This window comes from Streptomyces sp. NPDC050388, from assembly GCF_040655635.1.
In the GTDB taxonomy this organism is placed as follows: domain Bacteria; phylum Actinomycetota; class Actinomycetes; order Streptomycetales; family Streptomycetaceae; genus Streptomyces.
Genome location: NZ_JBFAKH010000065.1, coordinates 13,600 through 36,794, shown reverse-complemented (window position 1 = coordinate 36,794; position 23,195 = coordinate 13,600). Strand labels below are relative to the sequence as shown.

Genomic DNA, 23,195 nt, shown 5'->3' with positions numbered 1-23,195 from the left:
GCAAGGTTAAAGGAAGGTCCCATGAGCCTGCCTGTGCATTGGTGGAGCGCAAGTCGAAGTTATGTCTCGGAGATCCTCTCGCTGCTCGCAGCCACGCCGGATCGAGATGTCGTTCATTGGCGTGGCGAAACCTTCTCTGGTGGCGACCTGATCCGGTCCGTGACGGAAACATTCCTTGCGCTGCGCAACCGCAGAGTGGGCAAGGGGGATGTGGTGGCGATTCTCGTCGCACCCAACAGCCCTGAGATGCTCACCGTGCGGTACGCGACACATCTGCTCGGCGGCGCCGTGTGCTATCTGCGAACCACTAATCCTGGTACTAGGACAACGGTCCTTCCGCTGGATCACCAGATCCAGATCCTGCGCGAAACCGAAGCCGTGACCGTCTATGCCGATGCCGAGAGTTCGGAGCGCGCGACAGAGCTCGCTGATGGTAGTGGGATCCCCGTAACGCGAGTTCAGGATGGGGAACGCAGCGAGGTCGGCCGGGTCGATGATGCCGACACTCCGGACGCCGTGTCATGGGATCCGGATGCGCTGGCCTTCATCGGCTTCACGAGTGGCAGCACGGGCCGGCCCAAGGGCATCCGGTTGTCGGGCCGTGCGTGGGAAGCCACGATGCGTGCATGGATGGGCGTCGGTCGTGAATACGACTGTGCGTCGATCCTGGTGTCGACCCCTCTGAGTCATGGCGTCGCCGCGATGGTGGACGCGGTCTTCGCCCTGGGCGGAGCGCTCTATCTCCATGAGAGCTTCGATGCCGAGAAATTCGTGGACACCGTCTCTGCGGAGAAGGAGGTCTCGTGGACGTTCATGGCAACGAATCACGTGTTCCAACTCATCGACCATCTGGCCGGGCGAGGAATCCGTGACACTGCCGCTGTGGAAGCTGCGGGCCTGTCTTCGCTGAAGCGGATCGTCTACGGCGGCAGCCCTGCAGCACCCGCGAGAATTGCACAGGCTTTTCAGCTTTTCGGCCCTGCTCTGGCGCAGGGATATGCCACGAGTGAGAGCGGTCGGATCACGATCCTGACGCCTCAGGAGCACGGCGACCCAGAACTCGCGGCTACTGTCGGTCGGCCCTTCCCTGAGGTGGAGGTCGTCGTCTGCAACTCGAATTCGGGCGCGCAGCTGGCGGCGGGAGAAATCGGCGAGGTTCGTGTCCGCTCGCCTCAGATGATGGACGGCTATAACGGCAACCCGGAGTTGACTGCACAAGTTCTTCGTGACGGCTGGTATTTCACCGGAGATATCGGCCGGCTCGACGAGCGGGGCTACCTGACTCTCTTGGGCCGGGTGGCCCATGTCATCAAGGTCGGCGGCGTCAAGGTTCATCCAATAGTTCTCGAGGCGGAAATTCTTTCCCACCCAGGTGTCCGGCACGCCGCCGTCTACAGTGTGCAGGACGAGGATGGAAGCGATCACATCCACGCCGCGATCGAATGCGATCCGGCTGAGGTGGCCGAGGTGGAAGAAATCCGCGCGAGGATTTCTGAGGCGCTGTCGCCGATTCATGTGCCCGAGAAGATACACGTCTTGAGCGCTCTACCGATGAACAGCAACGGCAAGCCCGACAAGGTGCTCCTGAAGTCGCAATATTCCTAGTCGGGTAGACCTTTCGGTTCGCAGGTCAATCCAAACGCAACGTCGAGAAGGCGAGTGAATGAACGTTCATCTGGCATCATACCTGAATGGGGCAACCGCTGACGATCTTGCTGGAAGCAAGCGTGAGTTCCTGGAGATCGGCCGTCGTTCCGGTGATTACCCCATGGCCGCTGCGCGGCGCGATGGGGTGGAATCGGAAGTAAGCGTCTGGTGCAGCAATGACTATCTGGGAATGGGTCAGAATCGCCAGGCCATCGCGGCTATGCAATCCGCGATAGATACCCATGGCGTAGGCTCCGGAGGTTCCCGGAACATCGGTGGAACCAACCACTATCACGTCCTTCTCGAAAATGAGCTGGCGGATCTGCACGGCAAGGAATCGGCTCTCCTTTTCACATCGGGATACACGGCCAACGAGGGATCCCTCACCGTGCTGGCGGGGCTGCCGAAAGACACCGTCGTATTTTCCGATGCGAAGAACCACGCCTCGATCATCGACGGTCTCCGGCACAGCGGCGCGAAGAAGCACGTCTTCAGGCACAACGATGTCGCCCACCTGGAAGAACTGATCGCGGCCGCTCCCGCCGACTGCCCGAAGCTCATCGTCGTGGAAACGGTCTATTCCATGTCGGGCAACGTCGCGCCGCTCGCCGAGATTGCCGACATCGCGGACAAGTACGGTGCCACGACCTTCATCGACGAGGTCCACGCGGTCGGCATGTACGGCCCGCAGGGCGCCGGCATCGCCGCGCGGGAAGGCATCGCCGACCGGTTCACGGTCGTGATGGGTACCTTGGCAAAGGGGTACGGGACGGTCGGCGGCTACATCGCGGGACCGGCGGCCCTCGTGGACGCGGTGCGGACCTATGCGCGCTCGTTCGTCTTCACCACCTCGCCGCCGCCGGCGGTCGCGGCCGCTGCGCTGGCGTCGGTTCAGTACCTGCGGTCCTCCGATGTCGAGCGAGAGACTCTCTCGGAGAACGCGCGGCTTCTGCACAGCCTTCTGATCGCGGCCGACATCCCGTTCATCTCGACGGACTCCCATATCGTTGCGGCCTTCGTCGGTGATGACGAACTGTGCAAGCGGGCGTCCCAGCTGCTGTTCGAGCGGCACGGGATCTACGTCCAGTCCATCAACGCCCCCAGCGTGCCCGCGGGCGAGGAGATCCTGCGGATCGCTCCGTCTGCCGTGCACGATCAGAAGGATGTTGAGACCTTCGCCGACGCCCTTCATGGGATCTGGAAGGAACTGAACATCCCGACCGCGAGTGCCCGGGACTGGTCCACGTCCGAGCTCCGCGGTGGCGGCGCCCGCATCGCCGGATGACCATGTCAGTTGCCGACGTGCTGGCCGACACCGCGGCGCAGCGACCCGACCACTCGGCCGTGATCCACGAGTCCGAGCACTTCACCTACGGGCGGCTGTGGGAACAGGCACGTCGCTACGCCGCCGTGTTGCGAGCCAACGGGGTACGGCCAGGAGACCGGGTCGCCATGCTCCTGGTCGACACCCCGCAGTTTCCCGTCGTGTACTTCGGCGTGCTGGCGGCCGGCGCCATCGCGGTCCCGCTGAACGTCATGTCGACCGCGTCGGAGATCGATCATGTACTGACCGATGCCGACGCCCGTTTTCTGGTGTGCGCCGCCTCCTTGCTCGCTCAGGCGAGAGAGGCGGCGGAGCCGCTCGGAACGGTTCTCCTCACCGTCGGCCCGGGCTCCGCGGGCACTGTCGACCTGGAGAACGCGGCACAGGACACGGCGCCGATCGACGATTCCGCGGTGCGGGAACCCGACGATGTCGCGGTCGTGTTCTACACGTCCGGTACGACGGGTGAGTCGAAAGGGGTGATGCTCACCCACCGGAACATTCTGTACAACGTCGAGAGGATGGTCGCCACTCCGTACATGTTCCGGAGTGACGACGTATTGCTCGGGTGTCTGCCGCTGTCGCACGGCTTCGGTCAGATCTGCGGCATGCTGACCGGCTTCCGCGCCGGTATATCCATCGTCATGATGCCGAGGTTCTCCGGGCGGGAGGCCCTCGCGCTGATGACGGAACACCGATGCACGGTGTTCATGGGCGTGCCGACCATGTATGTCAAGTTGCTTGACGCGGTGGCTCAGGGAGAGCAGGTTCCTCGACTCGACCGCGTGTACAGCGGGGGATCGGCGCTTCCGGTCAAGACTCTCGAAGAGGTCCGAAGCACATTCGGATGTCCTGTGTACGAGGGCTACGGGATGACCGAGACCTCCTGCAGCGTCGCATATCACTATCCGGGCGTGACTTTTCGATCCGGAACAGTCGGTGTTCCGATCACGGGCATCACTGTCGGTATAGCCCGGCCGAATGCCGACAGGATTGATCTCCTGCCGGTCGGTGAGGTGGGCGAGATTGTGGTGCGCGGTCCGAACGTCATGGCCGGATATCTCGGTCGCCCGGATATCACCGCCGAGGTTTTGATCGACGGCTGGTTCCTCACCGGCGATCTCGGCAGGCTTGACGGCGACGGCTACCTTTCGGTCGTGGGCCGTAAGAAGGACTTGATTCTTCGCGGCGGCTACAACGTCTACCCGCGCGAAATCGAGGAGATCCTCGTCGGGCATCCGGCCGTGGCGCAGGTGGCAGTCATCGGTGTTCCGCATCCTGAGCTTGGTGAGGAGGTCTGGGCGATTGTCGTGCCTGCCCGGCCGGAGGACGTCACCGCTGGATCGGATGACGAGATCATCGAATGGGGCAGACAGCGTCTCGCCGCATATAAGTACCCTCGGCGAGTCGAGTTCACCGACGCTCTCCCGTTGGGAACCAGCGGAAAAGTTCTCAAGCGGATGCTCGTCTCGAAATACGAGCCGGCCGTCAGCTCGTAACTGCAAACGAAAAAGAATCACATCGGCGTAGCACTCGCGGCGCGGCTGCGGGTGCTACGCCTCCTCTCAGGCATCGTACGTGACAATAGGTGGGGCGACTCGACCATGGTTGAATTCCAAGCTGACACGTCGATATCGACCGAGGCGATCGCGATCGTCGGTATGTCCTGCCGACTGCCGCACGCGGAGAACCCCGCGCAACTGTGGCAGCTGCTGCGCGACGGCCGCAGTGCGATCGGCGCGCCCCCGGCAGGCCGCCCCGAACTGCCCTCCCGGCCGGGGGGCTATCTCGAGGACGTCAGCGGCTTTGATGCAGGCTTCTTCGGTGTCAGTCCGCGTGAGGCGTCGTCGATGGATCCGCAGCAGCGGCTGATGCTCGAGCTCGCCTGGGAGGCACTGGAGGACGCCAGGATCCTCCCGTCCGATCTTGCCGACAGCCGGACCGGTGTCTTCGTCGGCGTCATCGCCGACGACTATGCCACCCTCACGCGTCAGCACGGGGCCGAAGGCATCACCCGCCACACCCTGACCGGTCTCAACCGCGGCGTCATTGCCAACCGGATCTCCTACACCCTGGGTCTGCACGGACCGAGTGCGGCCGTGGACACCGACCGGTCCTCCTCGCTGGTCGCTGTGCACCTGGCAGTAGAGAGCCTGCGCCGTGGCGAGTCCGCCATGGCCATCGCCGGCGGTGTCAACCTCAATCTGGTGCCGGACAGCACCATCGGCGCGGAGCGGTTCGGCGCACTTTCACAAGACGGTCTCAGCTTCACTTTCGACGCGAGGGCGAATGGATATGTACGCGGTGAGGGCGGCGCGTTCGTCGTGCTCAAGCCGCTGTACGCCGCCGTAGCGGACGGCGACCCGGTCTACTGCGTGCTGCACGGCAGCGCGATGAACAACGACGGGACGACCGAGGGTCTCACCGTCCCGAGTCCGGCCGGCCAGCAGGATGTCCTGCGGCAGGCGTACGAGCGTGCCAGGGTGTCCGCGGAGCAGGTGCAGTACGTCGAACTCCACGGCACGGGTACCAAGGTGGGCGACCCGATTGAAGCGTCGGCTCTGGGCGCGGTGCTCGGTGACGGCCGCGTGGACGGAGCCGAGCTGCGGGTCGGATCGGTGAAGACAAACGTCGGACACCTCGAGGGTGCCGCCGGCATCGTCGGCCTGCTGAAAGCGGCGCTCTGCATCCGTCACCGCGAGCTTGTGCCGAGCCTGAACTTCGAAACCCCCAACCCGGACATTCCGTTCGACGAGTTGAAGCTCGCCGTGCAGCGAAGCCTCGAGGCATGGCCGCGGCCGGACGAGCCGCTCTACGCAGGTGTCAGCTCGTTTGGTGTGGGCGGTACGAACTGCCACGTCGTGCTGTCGGACTGGCGCACCGAGTCGGCTGCGGAAGAGGAGTCGCCTGGCGCCGAGTCCGGCTCGGGTGTGGTGCCGTGGGTGGTGTCGGGCAAGTCGGCTGAGGCTGTGGCCGGTCAGGCGGGGCGGCTGGCGTCGTTCCTGGAGGAGCGGCCGGAGCTGGATGCCGCGGCGGTGGGACGCTCGCTCGCGGTGTCGCGTGCTCGTTTCGATCACCGTGCGGTGGTTGTGGGGGAGACGCGCGAGGAGCTGCTGGCGGGTGTTCGGGCGTTGGCCGCGGGTGTGCCTGCGGCTGGTGTGGTGACGGGTCGTGCGGTGCCGGGCGGTGCGGGTAAGACGGTGTTCGTCTTTCCTGGCCAGGGTTGGCAGTGGCAGGGCATGGCGCTTGAGCTGTTCGACTCCTCCCCGGTGTTCGCCGCCCGGCTGGTGGAGTGTGAGCGGGCGTTGGCGCCGTTCACGGACTGGTCGCTGCTGGATGTGCTGCGCGGTGTGGAGGGTGCGCCCGGTTTCGACCGGGTGGATGTGGTGCAGCCCGCGTTGTGGGCGGTGCTGGTGTCGCTGGCGGCGTTGTGGCGTTCGGTGGGCATCGAGCCGGATGCGGTGGTCGGCCACTCGCAGGGCGAGATCGCGGCGGCTGTGGTTGCCGGTGTGTTGTCGCTCGAGGATGCGGCGAAGGTCGTGGCGTTGCGCAGCCGGGCGATCGTGAAGCTGGCGGGTACGGGCGGGATGGTCTCGGTGGCCCTACCGGCCGACGAGGTTCGCGAGCTCATCGCCCACTGGGGCGGCGCGATCGACATCGCCGCACACAACGGCCCCGTGAGCACGGTCGTCTCCGGCGACCCGGAGGCCCTGGCCGACCTCGTCGCTCAAAGTGAGGACAGGGGATACCGCGCCCGCGTCATTCCGGTCGACTACGCCTCTCACTCCGCCCACGTCGACCTGCTGAAGGACGAGCTGCGGGAGCTGTTGGCCGGCGTCACGCCGCGCACCGGTGACATCAGGTTCTTCTCCACCGTCACCGGGCAGCCGCTGAACGGTGAGGAGCTCGACGGCGGGTACTGGTTCCGCAACCTCCGCCAGACCGTCCGGTTGGAAGAGGCCACCCGTGCTCTGCTCGGCGACGGGCATCACGTCTTCATCGAGATCAGTGCCCACCCGGTGCTCACCTCGGCCCTCAGCGACACGGCCGACGAAGCCGGCGTCGGCGGCACTGTTGTCGTCGGATCGCTGCGGCGCGACGACGGTGGACAGGATCGTTTCCTGACCTCGATCGCAGAGGCGCACGCCAACGGTGTGGAGGTGGACTGGGAGCGCTTCCTGCCGGGTTCGGATGTGGTGGATCTGCCCACGTACGCCTTCCAGCGTGAGCCTTTCTGGCTGGAAGGTCCGGCGACCGGGCCGGTCCAGGTCCGGACCGTCGCGGCACAGCGGAGCGGTCCGAAGTGGTCCGCGCCGCGCGGCGATGAGCTGGAGCTGGTGCGTGCGCACGTGGCAGCAGTGCTCGGCCACGGATCGGCGCGCGACGTGGACATCGACACGACCTTCAAGGACCTGGGCTTCGACTCCGTCTCGTCCGTCGAGCTTCGGAACGCACTGAACAGGGCCACCGGGCTGTCGCTGCCCTCCGGCCTCCTTTTCAACCACCCGACCCCGGCCGTCCTCGCCGAACACCTCGGTGGTCAGCTCCTCGGCCTGGACCAGGGCCAGGATGACGACGAGTACGAGGCCACAGCCCTTGACGAGCCGATCGCGATCGTGGGCATGGCATGCCGACTGCCGGGAGGGGTCGCCTCTCCGGAGGACCTGTGGCGTCTGGTCAGCAGCGAGGTCGATGCGGTCGACGGATTCCCGACCAACCGAGGCTGGGACCTTGATTCGCTCTTCACCTCCGATCCGGACAGCCCCGGCAAGACCTACGCCACACAAGGTGGTTTCCTGCACGATGCGGACCGGTTCGACGCAGAGTTCTTCGGCATCAGTCCCCGCGAGGCGGCGGCGATGGAGCCCCAGCAGCGGCTGCTGCTGGAAACGGCCTGGGAGGCCTTCGAGCAGGCGGGCATCGACCCCGCCGCGCTGCGCGGCACCCGCACCGGTGTGTACGTGGGCGCGACGGCACAGGAGTACGGGCCGCGGCTGCACGAGCCGTCCGGCGGATACGACGGCTACCTGCTGACGGGCAACACCGCCAGTGTGGCCTCGGGCCGGCTGGCCTACACCTTCGGGCTGGAGGGCCCGGCGGTGACGGTCGACACCGCCTGCTCGTCCTCGCTCGTCGCGCTCCACCTTGCCGCGCAGTCGCTGCGCCAGGGCGAGTCCTCCGTGGCCATCGCCGGCGGTGTGTCCGTCATGGCCACGCCCGGCATGTTCGTGGAGTTCTCCCGGCAGCGCGGGCTGTCGCCGGACGGGCGTTGCAAGGCGTTCTCCTCGTCGGCGGACGGTACGGGCTGGGCCGAGGGTGTGGGTCTGCTGGTCCTGGAGCGGCTGTCGGACGCGGAGCGCAACGGGCACCAGGTGCTCGCGGTGATCCGTGGTTCCGCCGTGAACCAGGATGGTGCGAGCAACGGTCTGACGGCCCCGAACGGGCCTTCGCAGGAGCGGGTCATCCGCGCCGCGCTGGCCAACGCCCGCCTGTCGGCGTCCGAGGTGGACGCGGTGGAGGCGCACGGCACGGGCACCAAGCTCGGCGACCCGATCGAGGCGCAGGCGCTGCTGGCCACCTACGGCCAGGACCGCGAAGAGCCGCTCCGACTCGGCTCGCTGAAGTCGAACATCGGTCACACGCAGGCCGCGGCGGGTGTCGCGGGCGTGATCAAGATGGTCATGGCCATGCGTCACGGGGTTCTCCCGGCGACGCTGCACGTGGACGAGCCGACCTCGCACGTCGATTGGTCGGCCGGCGCGGTGGAGCTGCTGACGCAGGCCCAGCAGTGGCCGGAGTTCGACCGTCCGCGCCGGGCGGGCATCTCGTCCTTCGGTATCAGCGGTACCAACGCACACCTCATCGTCGAGCAGGTCACGGAGACCGAAGCTCCGGTGGCGGAGCTGCCGGTGCCGGGTCCGGTGCCGTGGGTGGTGTCGGGCAAGTCGGGGGCCGCTCTGTCGGAGCAGGCGGATCGGCTGGTGTCGTTCCTGGAGGAGCGGCCGGAGCTGGACGTCGTGGCTGTGGGCCGTTCGCTGGCCGTGTCGCGTGCCCGTTTCGATCACCGTGCGGTGGTCGTGGGGGAGACCCGTGAGGAACTCCTGGGCGCTCTGCGGGCGTTGACCCCGGGCGAGGCCGTCTCGGCGGGTTCGGTGGCGTTCCTGTTCTCCGGACAGGGCAGTCAGCGTGTGGGCATGGGCCGTGAGCTGTATGCGGCCGAGCCGGTGTTCGCGGCTGCGTTCGACGAGGTCGTCGGGGCGTTGGACGTCCACTTGGACCGTTCGCTCGCCGGGGTGATCGAGGGTGAGCCGGAGCTGCTTCAGCGGACGGTGTTCACTCAGCCGGCGTTGTTCGCGGTCGAGGTGGCCCTGTTCCGTCTGCTGTCTCATTACGGGGTGACCCCGGATTATCTGGTGGGTCATTCGGTGGGTGAGCTGGCGGCGGCCCATGTGGCGGGTGTGCTGTCGCTCGAGGACGCCGCGCGTCTGGTGTGTGCGCGGGCGCGTCTGATGGAGGGTGTTGCCGAGGGCGGGGCGATGGTTGCCCTGAACGCGGGTGAAGCGCGCGTCGCCGGGTGGCTCGAGGGTCGTTCCGGTGTGGATGTAGCCGGGTTCAACAGCCCTGCCGGCACCGTGATCTCGGGTGACGAGACGGCCGTGCTCGAAGTCCTGGAACTGGCTCGCGGGGAGGGGGTGAAGGCGACACGGCTGAAGGTGAGCCACGCTTTCCACTCCGCGCACCTGGACGGAATGCTGGCGGAGCTCACCGAGGTCGCCCGGACTCTGACCTATGCGGCTTCCCGGATCCCGGTCGTCTCGAATGTCACCGGTGAGGTGGTCGAGGAGTTCACCGCCGAGTACTGGGCTGTTCAGGCCCGTTCGGCGGTCCGTTTCGCCGACGGCATCGCCACGCTGGCCGGTCTTGGTGTGACGGCGTTCGTGGAGCTGGGACCCGACGGGACGCTCGCGGGGCTGACGGGCGAGTGCCTGGCCGACACCGAGGGCGTCGTCGTGGTTCCGGTGCTGCGCAAGGACCGTGCCGAGAAGCGTTCCCTCCTCGCCGCCCTGGGCGCTGTGCACGCACATGGTGTGGGTGTGGACTGGGAGGGGGTCCTGCCGAGTTCCGGTGTGGTGGAGCTGCCGACGTATGCGTTCCAGCGTGAGCGTTTCTGGTTGGATGCGCCGCGTTCCGGTGATGCAGCGGGTCTGGGTCTGACGGCTGTGGATCATCCGTTGTTGGCTGCGATGATCACGGAGCCTGATGGTGATGCAGTGCAGTTCTCGGCTTCGGTGTCGTTGTCCTCGCATCCGTGGCTGGCCGATCACGCGATCGGTGGGTCGGTCCTGGTCCCGGGGACGGTGTTCCTGGAGCTCGCGGGCACCGCGGCCGAGCAGCTGGGTTACGCCACCGTCGAGGAACTCACCCTCCAGGCACCCCTGATCCTTTCGGAGAGGACGGGCGCTCAGCTGCGGCTGACCGTCGACCGGGCCGACGCGCGCGGCGATCGTCGGTTCACCGTGTACTCGCGGACCGGCGAAGAGCAGTGGACCGCCCACGCGGCCGGCCTGCTCACGTCCTCCGTCCCCTCGCCGGGCGTTTCCCTGGACCAGTGGCCCCCGGCCGATGCCACCCCCATCCCACTGGACGGCGTCTACGACCGCCTCGACGACTTGGGCTACGGCTACGGGCCGGCCTTCCACGGCCTGCGCGCCGCCTGGCGCGCCGGCGACGACCTCTTCGCCGAGGTCACCCTGCCCGACCAGCTCCACGCCGAAGCCGCGCGCTTCGGTGTGCACCCCGCCGTCCTCGACGCGGTTCTGCACCCGCTCGTGCTCATGTTGGAGGACGCTGCCTCGGCGCAGGACGACAGCACGATCCGTCTGCCGTTCTCGTTCTCGGGCTTCGTGCTGCACGCGGTCGGTGCCACGGTGCTGCGCGTCCGCTGGACCCGTACCGGCCAGGACACGGCCCGTCTCGCTCTCGCCGACGGCGCCGGCGCTCCGGTGGCGGCGATCGAGTCGGTCGCCCTGCGGCCGATCGCTCGCGATCAGCTCGCCGTTGCCAGCCCGGCCGTGGAGTCTCTGTACCGGGTGGCCTGGGAGGCCGTCCCGGTGCCCGAGCCGGTCGCCGACCAGCGGTGGGTCCGGCTGGGCGAGGCGCCCTATGGCGACCTCGCCGCGCTCGGCGCCGCGGTCGACGCCGGATCTGCCGTACCGGAGTTCGTGGTGATCGGCGAGCAGGAGCTCGTCGTAGGCACCACCGGTGATGTACTCGACCAGACCCACGCCTCGGCGGCGCGTGGGCTGGAGGCGGTGCGGGAATGGCTGGCCGCCCCGCAGTTCGCGGAGAGCCGCCTCGTCCTCGTAGTGCCGGACGGCGCGCTGCACACGGCCCCGCTCGTGGGCCTGATCCGTACCGCGCAGACCGAGCAGCCCGGCCGACTGGTCCTCGCCCACGTGGACGAGGGTGGTCTGGAGCTGCTGCCTGCCGTGTTGGCTTCGGGTGAGCCTGAGGTGGCGGTGCGGGGCGGCGGGCTGTTCGTGCCGCGTCTGGCGCGTGCTGCGGGTGTCGTGGCGGGTGTGGTGGAGGGTTTGGATCCGGAGGGTACGGTCCTGGTGACCGGTGCTCTGGGTACGTTGGGCCGTCTGGTGGCGCGTCGGTTGGTGACGCATCACGGTGCGCGGCACCTGCTGCTGGTGTCGCGTCGTGGTGGTGGGACCCCGGGTGCTGCCGAGTTCGTGGCGGAGCTGGCGGAGTTGGGTGCGCGGGCTCGGGTGGCGGCGTGTGACGTGTCGGACTTCGACGCGCTGGCGGGTCTGTTGGATGAGGTCGCGGTCGAGCGTCCGCTGACTGCCGTGGTGCATACGGCGGGTGTCCTGGACGATGCGACGGTCGCCTCGCTGTCGGCCGGTCACCTGGAGCGGGTGATGCGTCCGAAGGTGGACGCGGCCTGGAATCTCCACCGCATTACCGAGTCCCTCGGCCTTGCTTCGTTCGTCATGTTCTCGTCCATCGCGGGTCTCATGGGCAACGCTGGCCAGGCCAACTACGCGGCCGCGAACACCTTCCTCGACGCCCTCGCGCAGCACCGCCGCGCCCAGAACCTGCCCGCCACCTCCCTCGCGTGGAGCCTGTGGGACAGCGCCGACGGCATGGCCGGAACCCTCGCCGACGCCGACGTCGCGCGGTGGAAGCGGAGCGGAATCGTCCCGCTGACCCCGGAACTGGGTCTCGATCTGTTCGACGCGGCGCTGGCCTCGGCGGAGCCGCTGCTGGTCCCCGCCGAACTCGACCTGGGCGCCCTGCGCGCTCGGGCCGAGGGGAACGCGCTCCCCGAGCTGTTCACCGGCCTGGTCCGCGTCCGCCGCCGGCAGGCGGTCGGCGCCGCCCGCGACGCCGACTCGTCGTGGGTCCAGCGGCTGATCGCGCTGGCCGAGGAGGAGCGGGCGCAGGCCGTACTTCAGACCGTACGGGAGGCCGTGGGCTTGGTTCTCGGGCACGGGGCCAACGCCGACATCGACCCGGCCAAAGCATTCAAGGACACCGGCTTCGACTCCCTCACGGGTGTCGAATTGCGCAACCGGCTCAATTCGGTGACCGGGCTGCGACTGCCCACCACCCTCGTGTTCGACCACCCGTCGCCCCAGGCGGTGGCGGACTTCCTGCTGGACCGGCTCGACGCGACCGGAACGGTTGGCGTCCCGTCGGTGGCCGCCCACGCCCCGGGACTGGACGAGCCGATCGCTGTGGTCGGTATGGGTTGCCGCTACCCGGGCGGGGTCTCCTCGCCGGAGGACCTGTGGCGGCTCGTGGCGGAGGGCCGGGACGCGATCGACGAGTTCCCGTCCGACCGCGGCTGGGACGTGGAAGGCCTTTTCGACCCGGACCCCGAGAAGATCGGTAAGTCGTACACGCGCAAGGGCGGATTCCTCTACGAGGCCGCGGAGTTCGATGCCGAGTTCTTCGGTCTGAGTCCGCGTGAGGCGATCGCGACCGACCCGCAGCAGCGTGTGCTGCTGGAGGTCGCGTGGGAGGCGCTGGAGCGTGCGGGAGTCGACCCCGCCTCGCTGCGGGGTTCCTCGACCGGTGTCTACGCGGGTGTGATGTACAACGACTACGGGTCGCGGCTGGGGAGTGCTCCGGAGGGCTTCGAGGGGCATTTGCTGACGGGCACGATCTCGAGTGTCCTGTCGGGCCGGGTGGCTTACACGTTCGGTTTCGAGGGGCCGGCGGTGACGCTGGACACGGCGTGTTCCTCGTCGCTGGTGGCGGTGCATCTGGCCGCTCAGGCGCTGCGCCAGGGCGAGTGCTCGATGGCACTCGCCGGCGGTGTCACCGTGATGTCCACGCCGACGACCTTCGTCGAGTTCTCGCGTCAGCGTGGTCTGTCGCCGGACGGGACCAGCAAGTCGTTCGCGGCTTCGGCGGACGGTACGGGTTGGGCCGAGGGCGCGGGCATGCTGGTGCTGGAGCGTCTGTCGGACGCTCAGCGGCTCGGGCACGACATCCTTGGTGTGATCCGTGGTTCCGCGGTCAACCAGGACGGTGCGAGCAACGGCCTCACCGCCCCCAACGGGCCCTCGCAGGAACGCGTCATCCGCCAGGCCCTCGCCAACGCCCGCCTCGCTCCGCACGAAGTGGACGCGGTCGAGGCGCACGGCACCGGTACCCGGCTCGGTGACCCGATCGAGGCCAACGCGCTGCTGGCCACCTACGGCCAGGACCGTGAAGAGCCGCTGCGTCTGGGATCGATCAAGTCGAACATCGGTCACACGCAGGCTGCCGCGGGTGTCGCGGGCATCATCAAGATGCTGATGGCGATGCGTAGCGGGGAGCTTCCGCCGACGCTGCACGTGGACGAGCCGACACCGCACGTCGACTGGTCGACGGGTGCGGTGGAGCTGGTCACCGAGCGTCGGCCGTGGCCGGAGGTGGCGCGTCCGCGTCGCGCGGCCGTGTCCGCGTTCGGTATCAGCGGTACGAACGCCCATGTGGTCCTGGAGCAGGGCCCGGAGCCGGTCGTGGCCGGTGAGCCGGTGGTGGCGGGGCTTCCGCTGGTGGTCTCGGCGAAGAGCGAGGCGGCCCTGGCGGCGCGTGCCGGCCAGGTGCGTGAGCTGCTGGCCTCGGAGATCGTCGACCCGGCGCGGGTGGCTTCGGCTCTCGCGACCCGGGTCCCGCACCTCCCCTTCCGGGCGACGGTTTCGGGCGCCGGCCGGGACGAGCTGTTGGCGGGCCTCGAGGCGCTGGCCTCGGGTGGGTCCGCGGCCAACCTGGTGCAGGGCGCGGTCACGGGCCCGGGCAAGACGGTGTTCGTGTTCCCGGGTCAGGGTTCGCAGTGGCAGGGCATGGCTCTGGAACTCTTCGACTCCTCCCCGGTGTTCGCCGCCCGGCTGGTGGAGTGCGAGCGGGCGCTGGCGCCGTTCACGGACTGGTCGCTGCTGGACGTCCTGCGCGGTGCGGAGGGTGCGCCCGGTTTCGACCGGGTGGACGTGGTGCAGCCGGCGCTGTGGGCGGTGATGGTGTCGCTGGCGGCGTTGTGGCGTTCGGTGGGCATCGAGCCGGATGCGGTGGTCGGCCACTCGCAGGGCGAGATCGCGGCGGCCGTGGTGTCGGGGGCGCTGTCGCTCGAGGATGCGGCGAAGGTCGTGGCGTTGCGCAGCCGGGCGATCGTGAAGCTGGCGGGTACGGGCGGGATGGTGTCGGTGGCTCTGCCGGCCGCCGAGGTCCGCGAGCTCATCGCCCGTTGGGGCGGCGCGATCGACATTGCCGCACACAACGGCCCGCGTTCCGTGGTCGTCGCCGGAGAGGTGACCGCGCTCGAGGAACTGGTCGCCCACTGCAAGGACAACAACATGCGCGCCAAGCGCATCCCGGTCGACTACGCCTCCCACTCCGCGCACGTCGAAAGCCTGCGGGACGAGCTTCTCGACGCCCTGTCCTCGCTCACCCCGCGCGCCGTCAAGGTGCCCTTCCTCTCCACCGTCACCGGGCAGCCGCTGGACGGCACGGAGCTCGACGGCTCGTACTGGTTCCGCAACCTCCGCCGGACCGTCCAGCTGGAGGAGGCCACCCGGACCCTGCTCGACCAGGGCCACCGCGTCTTCATCGAAGCCAGCGCCCACCCGGTGCTGACCGTCGCGCTCCAGGAGACGATCGACGACACGTCGTACGACAGTGCCGTCACCGTGCCCTCGCTCCACCGTGACGAGGGTGGACTCGACGACTTCCTCGCCTCCGCGGCGCAGGCCCACGTCTCCGGCGCCCCGCTCGACTGGGCTGCCGTGGTCGGCGGACCCGGCGCGGTCGTCGACCTGCCGACCTACCCCTTCCAGCGCCGGCGCCACTGGCTGGAGGGCCCGGCGACGGCCGGGGACGCGGGCGGGCTCGGCATGGCCGCCGAGCGGCACCCGCTCATCGGCGCCGCGCTCTGGACGGCCGACCAGGACAAGCTGGTCCTGAGCAGCAGGATCGCCCTGAACACGCAGCCCTGGCTGGCGGACCACGCTGTGGCTGGCACCGTGCTGCTCCCCGGTACCGCCTTCGTGGACCTCGCCATCCGGGCGGGTGACCACACGGGCCTCGACCAGCTCGACGAGCTGACCCTCCAGGCACCGCTGGTGCTGACCGGCCGCGGCGCAGTACAGCTCCAGGTCGTGGTCGACGCTCCGGACGAGGAGGGCCAGCGCGCGCTGTCGGTCCACTCCCGCCCGGAGCCCGAGTCCGACGACGCCGCGATCCACCCGTGGACCCTGCACGCCACCGGCGTACTGGGTCACGCGGAAGGACGTGCGGGCGTACCGGCCGACACCGCCTGGCCCCCGGCCGACACCGCCTGGCCCCCGGCCGGCGCCGAGCCGGTCGACCTGACGGCGGCGTACGACACGCTCGCCGAGCGGGGCTTCCAGTACGGACCCGCCTTCCAGGGCCTGCGGGCGCTGTGGCGCGCCGGCCGGGAGATGTTCGCCGAGGTCGCGCTCCCGAAGGACGTCCCCCCGGGCGAGTTCGGGATCCACCCGGCCCTCCTCGACGCCGCCCTGCACCCGCTGGCGCTCGCGGAGGACGGCCGCCTGGCGCTGCCGTTCGCCTGGACCGGCGTCCGGCTGCACGCGGTGAACGCCAGCGTGCTGCGCGTACGGATCACCCCAGAGGGCTCGGGTGCCGCCCTGTCCCTCGCCGACGCGAGCGGTGCGCCGATCGCGTCGGTGAAGACGCTCAGCCTGCGGGCCGTGGACCCCGCGCAGCTGGCCGGCTCGGGCACCCTCCGCCAGCCGCTGCTCCAGGTGGAGTGGACGACCGCCCCGGAGGCCGCCCCGGAGGCCGCCCCGGAGGCCGGATGGGCCGTCCTCGACGACTCCGGCCACGGTCTGCCCGCCCCTCTGGGCAGCTACTCGGACCTCGCCGGCATTATCGGAACCCCGCCGCTCGTCGTGGTCCCCTTCCCCGGCGAGGACGGCCCCGGCGCCGTGGCACACCGGGCTCTGCGGCTGGCCCAGGAGTGGCTCGCCGAGGAGCGGTTCGCCGACTCGCGCCTGGTTTTCGTGACCCGTGACGCGACCACCGCCCGCACGGAGGCCGGACTCGGCTCGGCTCCCGTCTGGGGGCTGGTGCGTACCGCCATGGCCGAGAACCCCGACCGGTTCGGCCTGCTGGACCTGACGGACTGGGACCTCTCCGAGGCCGAGCTCGGCCGTGCGCTGGCCGTACCGGACGCGCAGGTGAGCCTGCGCGACGGGGCACTGCTCGTACCGCGGCTGGTCAAGTCGCCCATGACGGGCGACGCCGTGCCCGCCCTGAACCCCGAGGGCACCGTGCTCATCACGGGCGCCACCGGCACCCTGGGCCGGCTGTTCGCCCGCCACCTCGTCGCCGAACACGGCGTACGGCACCTGCTGCTGGCGAGCCGCCGCGGCCGGGACGCGGCGGGCATGCTGGAGCTGGAGGCCGAACTCACGGCCCACGGAGCCGACGTGTCCGTGGTCGCCTGTGACACGACCGACCGCAGGGCGGTCGCCGCGATGCTGGACGCGATTCCCTCGGAGCACCCGCTCACCGCGGTCCTGCACACCGCCGGCGTCCTCGACGACGGCACGCTGCACGCCCTCACGGCCGAGCAGCTCGACACCGTACTGCGCCCCAAGGTCGATGCCGCCCGGCACCTGCACGAGCTGACGGCTGGCCTGGAACTGGACGCGTTCGTCCTGTTCTCCTCGCTGGCCGGTACGGTCGGCACCGCGGGACAGGCCAACTATGCCGCGGCCAACACCTATCTGGACGCCCTCGCGCACCACCGCCAGTCCCTGGGCCTGCCCGGTACGTCGCTGGCCTGGGGCCTGTGGGCCGAGGGCAGCGGGATGACCGGTCACCTGACTGACGCCGACCTCGCCCGCATGTCCCGGGGCGGCATCGCCCCCATCGGCAGCGAGCAGGGGCTGGCGCTGTTCGACGCGGCCCTCACGACCCGTCGGCCGGTGCTTGTTCCGGCGCTGCTCGACTACACCGGACTGCGGGCACAGAGCGAGGACGGCACCCTGCCCGCGCTCTTCCACGGCCTGGTGCGCCCAGCGCGGCGCGCCGCCGTCGGCGAGCAGGCAGGCGGGAACTCCCTCCAGGAACGCCTGGCGCCCCTGGCCCCCCAGGACCAGGAGCGCGCGCTGCTGGAACTGGTCCGCGGCGTGGTGGCCTCCGTACTGGGGCACACCGACGCCGACCAGGTCGCGCCCGACCGGGCCTTCAACGAGCTGGGCTTCGACTCGCTCAAGGCGGTGGAACTGCGCAACCGGTTGAACGCGGCCGCAGGCCTGAAGCTGCCCGCGACGCTGGTGTTCGACTACCCGAGCACGGTCGAGCTGGCCGGCTTCCTGCGGACCGAACTGCTCGGCTCGGCCGCCGCGATGGCCGAGGCCGAACCGGTCGCCGGCGCCTCCGACGAGCCGATCGCGATCGTCGCGATGGCCTGCCGCTACCCGGGCGAGGTCAGCTCCCCGGAGGAGCTGTGGGTGCTGCTGTCCGACGAGCGGGACGCCATCGGCCCGTTCCCGGACGACCGCGGCTGGGACCTGGACGGCCTGTTCGACGCGGACCCCGACCACGTGGGCACCTCGTACACCCGGCACGGCGGATTCCTCTACGAGGCTCCGCAGTTCGACCCCGAGCTCTTCGGGGTGAGCGCCCGGGAGGCCACCGCCATCGACCCGCAGCAGCGCCTGCTGCTGGAAATCTGCTGGGAGGCCTTCGAGCGCGCGGGCATCGACCCGACCTCGCTCAAGGGCAGCCAGACCGGTGTGTTCGCCGGTGTCATGGCCAACGACTACGCGGCACGCCTGAAGGACACCCCCGAGGCCCTGGAGGGCTACCTGGCGGTCGGCAGCACGGTCAGTGTCGCCTCCGGCCGCGTCGCCTACACCTTCGGCCTGCAGGGACCGGCGATCACCGTCGACACCGCCTGCTCCTCCTCGCTCGTCTCCGTCCACCTCGCCGCGCAGGCGCTGCGGAACGGCGAATGCGGGCTGGCCCTGGCCGGCGGTGTGACCGTACTGGCCGCGCCCACCCTGTTCGTGGAGTTCAGCCGGCAGCGCGGCCTGGCACCGGACGGTCGGTGCAAGTCCTTCTCCACGCAGGCGGACGGGGCGGCCTGGGCCGAAGGCGCCGGAATCCTCCTGCTGGAGCGGCTCTCCGACGCCCGGCGCAACGGCCGCCGGATCCTCGGCGTGATCCGCGGAACCGCCGTCAACCAGGATGGTGCGAGCAACGGCCTCACCGCCCCCAACGGCCTCTCCCAGGAGCGGGTGATCCGCCAAGCCCTGACCAACGCGGGCCTGACTACCGCGGACGTTGACGCACTGGAGGCCCACGGCACCGGCACCACGTTGGGCGACCCGATCGAGGCCCGGGCCGTGCTCGCCACCTACGGGCAGGAGCGTACGTCGCCCCTCCTGATGGGCTCCCTGAAGTCCAACATCGGACACTCCCAGGCCGCCGCCGGTGTCGCCGGCGTCATCAAGATGGTCATGGCGATGCAGCACGGGGTGCTTCCCAAGAGCCTCCACATCGACGAGCCCAGCCCGCACGTGGACTGGTCCGCCGGCGAGGTGGAACTGCTCACCGAGGCGGTGCCGTGGCCCGAGTCCGAGCGGCCGCGCCGGGCAGGCGTGTCCTCCTTCGGCATCAGCGGTACCAATGCCCACGTCATCGTGGAGCAGCCGCCGGCCGAGGGGACGGTCCCGCCGGCCGAGCCGATGCCGGTCGTTCCGCTGCTGCTGTCCGCGCACAACGACGCGGCCCTGCTGGCGCAGGCCGACCAGGTGGGCGCGGCCCTCGCCGGCACCGCGCAGCAGGACCTGGCATCGACGGGCCGGACCTTGGCCGTTGGACGGGCCGGACTGCCGCACCGCGCCGTGGTGGTGGCCTCCACCGCCACCGAAGCGGTCGACGGATGCGCGGCACTGACCGTGCGGGGCACACCCGTGGACGGCCGTACGGCCTTCCTCTTCACCGGTCAGGGCAGCCAGCGACTCGGCATGGGCCGAGAGCTGTACACCGCCTACCCCGCCTACGCCGAGGCCCTGGACGCCGTATGCGAAGAGCTCGACCCATGGTTGGAAACGCCGCTGCTCGACGTCCTCTTCGGTGCGGACCCGGCGCCGCTGGACCAGACCGGCTTCACGCAGGCCGCCCTGTTCGCAACCGAGGTCGCGCTCTTCCGGCTCCTCGAAGGCTGGGGCGTACGGCCGGACTTCCTCGCGGGCCACTCCATCGGTGAGCTGGCCGCCGCGCACGTCGCCGGCGTCCTCTCGCTGGCGGACGCGGCGCAGCTCGTCGCGGCCCGCGGCCGGCTGATGCAGGCACTGCCCGGCGGCGGCGCGATGCTCGCCGTGCAGGCCGAGGAGCAGGAGGTGCTGCCGCTGCTCGCCGGACGGGAGGATCTGCTGGGCATCGCCGCCGTCAACGGTCCCACCTCCGTGGTGCTCTCGGGCGACGCGGAAGCCGTCGAGGCCATCGGAGCCGAACTCTCCGCCCAGGGACGCAAGACCAAGCAACTGCGCGTCAGCCACGCCTTCCACTCCCCGCACATGGACGCGATGCTGGGCGAATTTCAGACGATCGCGAAGGGGCTCACGTTCGCCGCGCCCACCATTCCGATCGTCTCCAGCCTGACCGGGCAATTGGTCGGCGCCGAGGAGCTGACCACGCCCGAGTACTGGGTCCGGCACGTCCGCCGGCCCGTGCGCTTCCTGGACGCGGCACGCGCCCTGGAGGCCGAAGGCGTACGGACCTTCCTGGAGCTCGGCCCGGACGGCGTGCTCAGCGCGATGGGGCAGGACTTCCTCGACGCGGGATCGCTCCTGGTCCCGGTGGTGCGCGGCGGGCGCCCCGAGCCGCACACCGCCGTTACCGCCCTGGCCCACGCCCACGTACGGGGCGTGCCGGTGGACTGGCGCGCACTGTTCGGCGAGAACGCCGGACCGGCCGCGGACCTGCCGACCTACCCCTTCCAGCGCCAGCGCTACTGGCTCGCGGAGGGGCCCGGGGTCGGCGACGTCACCTCGGCCGGACTCGACTCCGCACGGCACCCGCTGCTCGGGGCCGCGGTTCCGCTCGCCGACTCCGACGGTGTCCTGTTCACCGGCCGGATCTCGGCCCGCAGCCACCCCTGGTTCGCCGACCATGCCGTCGCCGGCACCCTGCTGGTCCCGGGCACGGCCCTGGTGGAGCTCGCGCTCCACGCGGGCGCCGCACTCAGCTGCGAGCGGCTGGAGGAACTCGCCCTCCAGGCACCCCTGGTCCTTCCCGACGAGGGTGCGCTCCAGCTCCAGATCTCCGTCGGCGGCCCCGACGGAGAAGGCCGCAGGCCCGTCGCCGTCCACTCGCGCGGGGACCAGGAAGGCGACGTCTGGAACCGGCACGCCACCGGAACCGTGGTGGCCGCCGTTCCCGGCGGCCCCGAACCCGACCTCGCGTCCTGGCCTCCGGCCGGCGCCGAACCCCAGCCGGTCGAGGACCTGTACGACCGCCTCGCCGACCAGGGCTACGGCTACGGCCCCGCCTTCCAGGGCCTTCAGGCGGCATGGCGTTCGGGCGAGGACCTCTACGCCGAGGTACGGCTGTCCGTCGACCCTGATGGATTCGCCCTGCACCCGGCACTGTTCGACGCCGCGCTGCACGCACTGCTCCTGGAGGAGTCGGCCGAGCTACGGCTGCCCTTCTCCTTCGGCGGCGTCCAGCTGACCGGGTCCCGGACCGGCACCCTGCGGGTCAAGCTGTCGCCCGGCCCGGACGGAACGGTCGCGGTCGGCATCGCCGACGAGACGGGCGCGCCGGTCGCCGGCGTCGCATCGCTCGCCCTGCGGGCCCTGTCGGCGGGGACCGCGCTGACCCGCCCCTCCGACCAGCACGTGTACGCGGTGGAGCGGGCCGGGGTGGAACTTTCCACCGGTGGCAACACGACCATCGCGGTCCTCGGCGACGCCGACCTCGGACTCGCCGCCGCGCACCACGCCGACCTCGCCGACCTGGCCGCCTCGACGGCGGACGGCGCGCCCGCACCCGACGTGGTCGTCCTTCCGGTACGCCCGGCCATCCCGCAGGAGACCGGCCAGGTCACGGAGGAGGTGCTGGCGGTACTGCGGCAGTGGCTCGCCGCCGACGCGCCGGCCGGAGCGCGGCTCGCCGTGGTCAGCACCGGGGAACTGGCGCACAGCGCACTCTCCGGGCTGATGCGGACCGCCGCGTCCGAACACCCGGGACGTTTCCAGCACGTGATCACGGACGGCCTGCCAGCCGACCGCGAGCTGCTGGCCGCGGCCCTGGCCGACCCCCGACCGCAGCTCGAACTGCACGAGGGACAGGCCTACGTGACCCGGCTCGCCAAGGTCCCCTACCCGGTCCGGACCCCGGACGCCGACAACGCGTTCGACCCAGAGCGCACGGTGCTGATCACCGGTGGCACCGGCGCCCTCGGAGCCCAGGTCGCCCGGCACCTGGTGACCACCCGCGGCGCCCGTCGCCTGCTGCTCACCAGCCGGCGAGGCGGGGCGGAGGACCTGGTCGCCGAACTGACGGCGCTCGGCGCGGAGGTACGGGTCGCGGCATGCGACGCGGCCGACCGCGACGCGCTGGCCGGGCTGCTCGCCTCGATCCCGGACGAGCACCCGCTCACCGCGCTCGTGCACGCGGCCGGAGTCGTCGAGGACGCCACGCTGGAGGCCACGAGCCCGGAGAGCCTCTCCCGGGTCCTGCGGCCGAAGGTGGCAGCCGCCTGGAACCTGCACGAGCTGACCGCCGGACTGGAGCTGACGGACTTCGTCCTCTTCTCGTCCGTCGCCGGCCTGGTGGGCAACGCCGGACAGGCCAACTACGCCGCCAGCAACACCTTCCTGGACGCGCTCGCCGAACACCGGCGCGCCGAGGGCCTGCCTGCCGTGTCCCTCGCCTGGGGCATGTGGCAGGACGGCATGGCGAACGACCTCGACCGTGCCGACCGGGCCAGGCTCGCCCGCAACGGGATCCTGCCGATGCCGGCCGACCGGGCACTCGCGGCCCTCGACACGGCCCTGGCCGGAGCCGAGGTGCCACAAGCCGATGGCGAGGCGGCGACCCGACCGGTGCTCGCACCGGTGGCACTCGACCTCGCGGCACTGCGGAGCCTCGGGGACGCACTGCCCGAGCTGTACCGGGGCCTGGTGCGCACCGAGCGCCGCGCCGGCCGGCGTGCCTCCGCGCCAGCGGAGATCCCGCTGGCGCAGCGGCTCACGGGCCTGGACGTGGAAGAGCAGCAGCAGCTGCTGCTCGACCTCGTCAGGGAACAGGTCGGCATCGTCCTGGCCCACCCGGCCCCACGGACCATCGACGTCCAGCGCGGACTGCTGGACCTGGGCTTCGACTCCCTCACCGCGGTCGAACTGCGCAACAGGCTGAACACCATCACCGAACTGCGGTTGCCCAGCACGCTCGTCTTCGACCACCCGACCACCCAAGCCGTCGCCGAACACCTGCGGGGCGAGCTGGTCGGCGAAGCAGCGGACCCGGTCCAGGCGGCCCTGGACGCACTTGAGGCCGCGCTCTCGGCCGCCAGCCCGTCGGACGGCGACGGACCGGCAGGAACGTACGCCGCGCGACTGCGCGGCCTGCTTCGGACGGTGGACGGCGGCCCCGACGGCGCCGACCTCGACCTGGCGACCGACGACGAACTCTTCGCAGCACTTGACAACGAACTCGGCAGGTAGAC

The 23,195-nt window shown here is 70.1% G+C and carries 4 protein-coding genes; all 4 read left to right on the top strand.

What is annotated here, in order from left to right; all coding sequences use genetic code 11:
- The first annotated feature begins 21 nt into the window (after positions 1-21).
- On the top strand, positions 22-1,605 hold the full coding sequence (locus AB0I73_RS29785) for a long-chain fatty acid--CoA ligase (RefSeq protein ID WP_363042488.1): 1,584 nt from the start codon (positions 22-24) through the stop codon (positions 1,603-1,605).
- 58 nt (positions 1,606-1,663) lie between these two features.
- A complete protein-coding gene (gene hemA, locus AB0I73_RS29780) occupies positions 1,664-2,932 on the top strand; it encodes a 5-aminolevulinate synthase (protein WP_363042486.1) in 1,269 nt (422 codons plus the stop codon).
- On the top strand, positions 2,929-4,470 hold the full coding sequence (locus AB0I73_RS29775; RefSeq protein ID WP_363042484.1) for a long-chain fatty acid--CoA ligase: 1,542 nt from the start codon (positions 2,929-2,931) through the stop codon (positions 4,468-4,470). Before hemA ends, AB0I73_RS29775 begins: the two co-directional genes overlap by 4 nt.
- A gap of 105 nt (positions 4,471-4,575) precedes the next feature.
- A complete protein-coding gene (locus AB0I73_RS29770) occupies positions 4,576-23,193 on the top strand; it encodes a type I polyketide synthase (RefSeq protein WP_363042482.1) in 18,618 nt (6,205 codons plus the stop codon).
- The last annotated feature ends 2 nt before the right edge of the window (positions 23,194-23,195 follow it).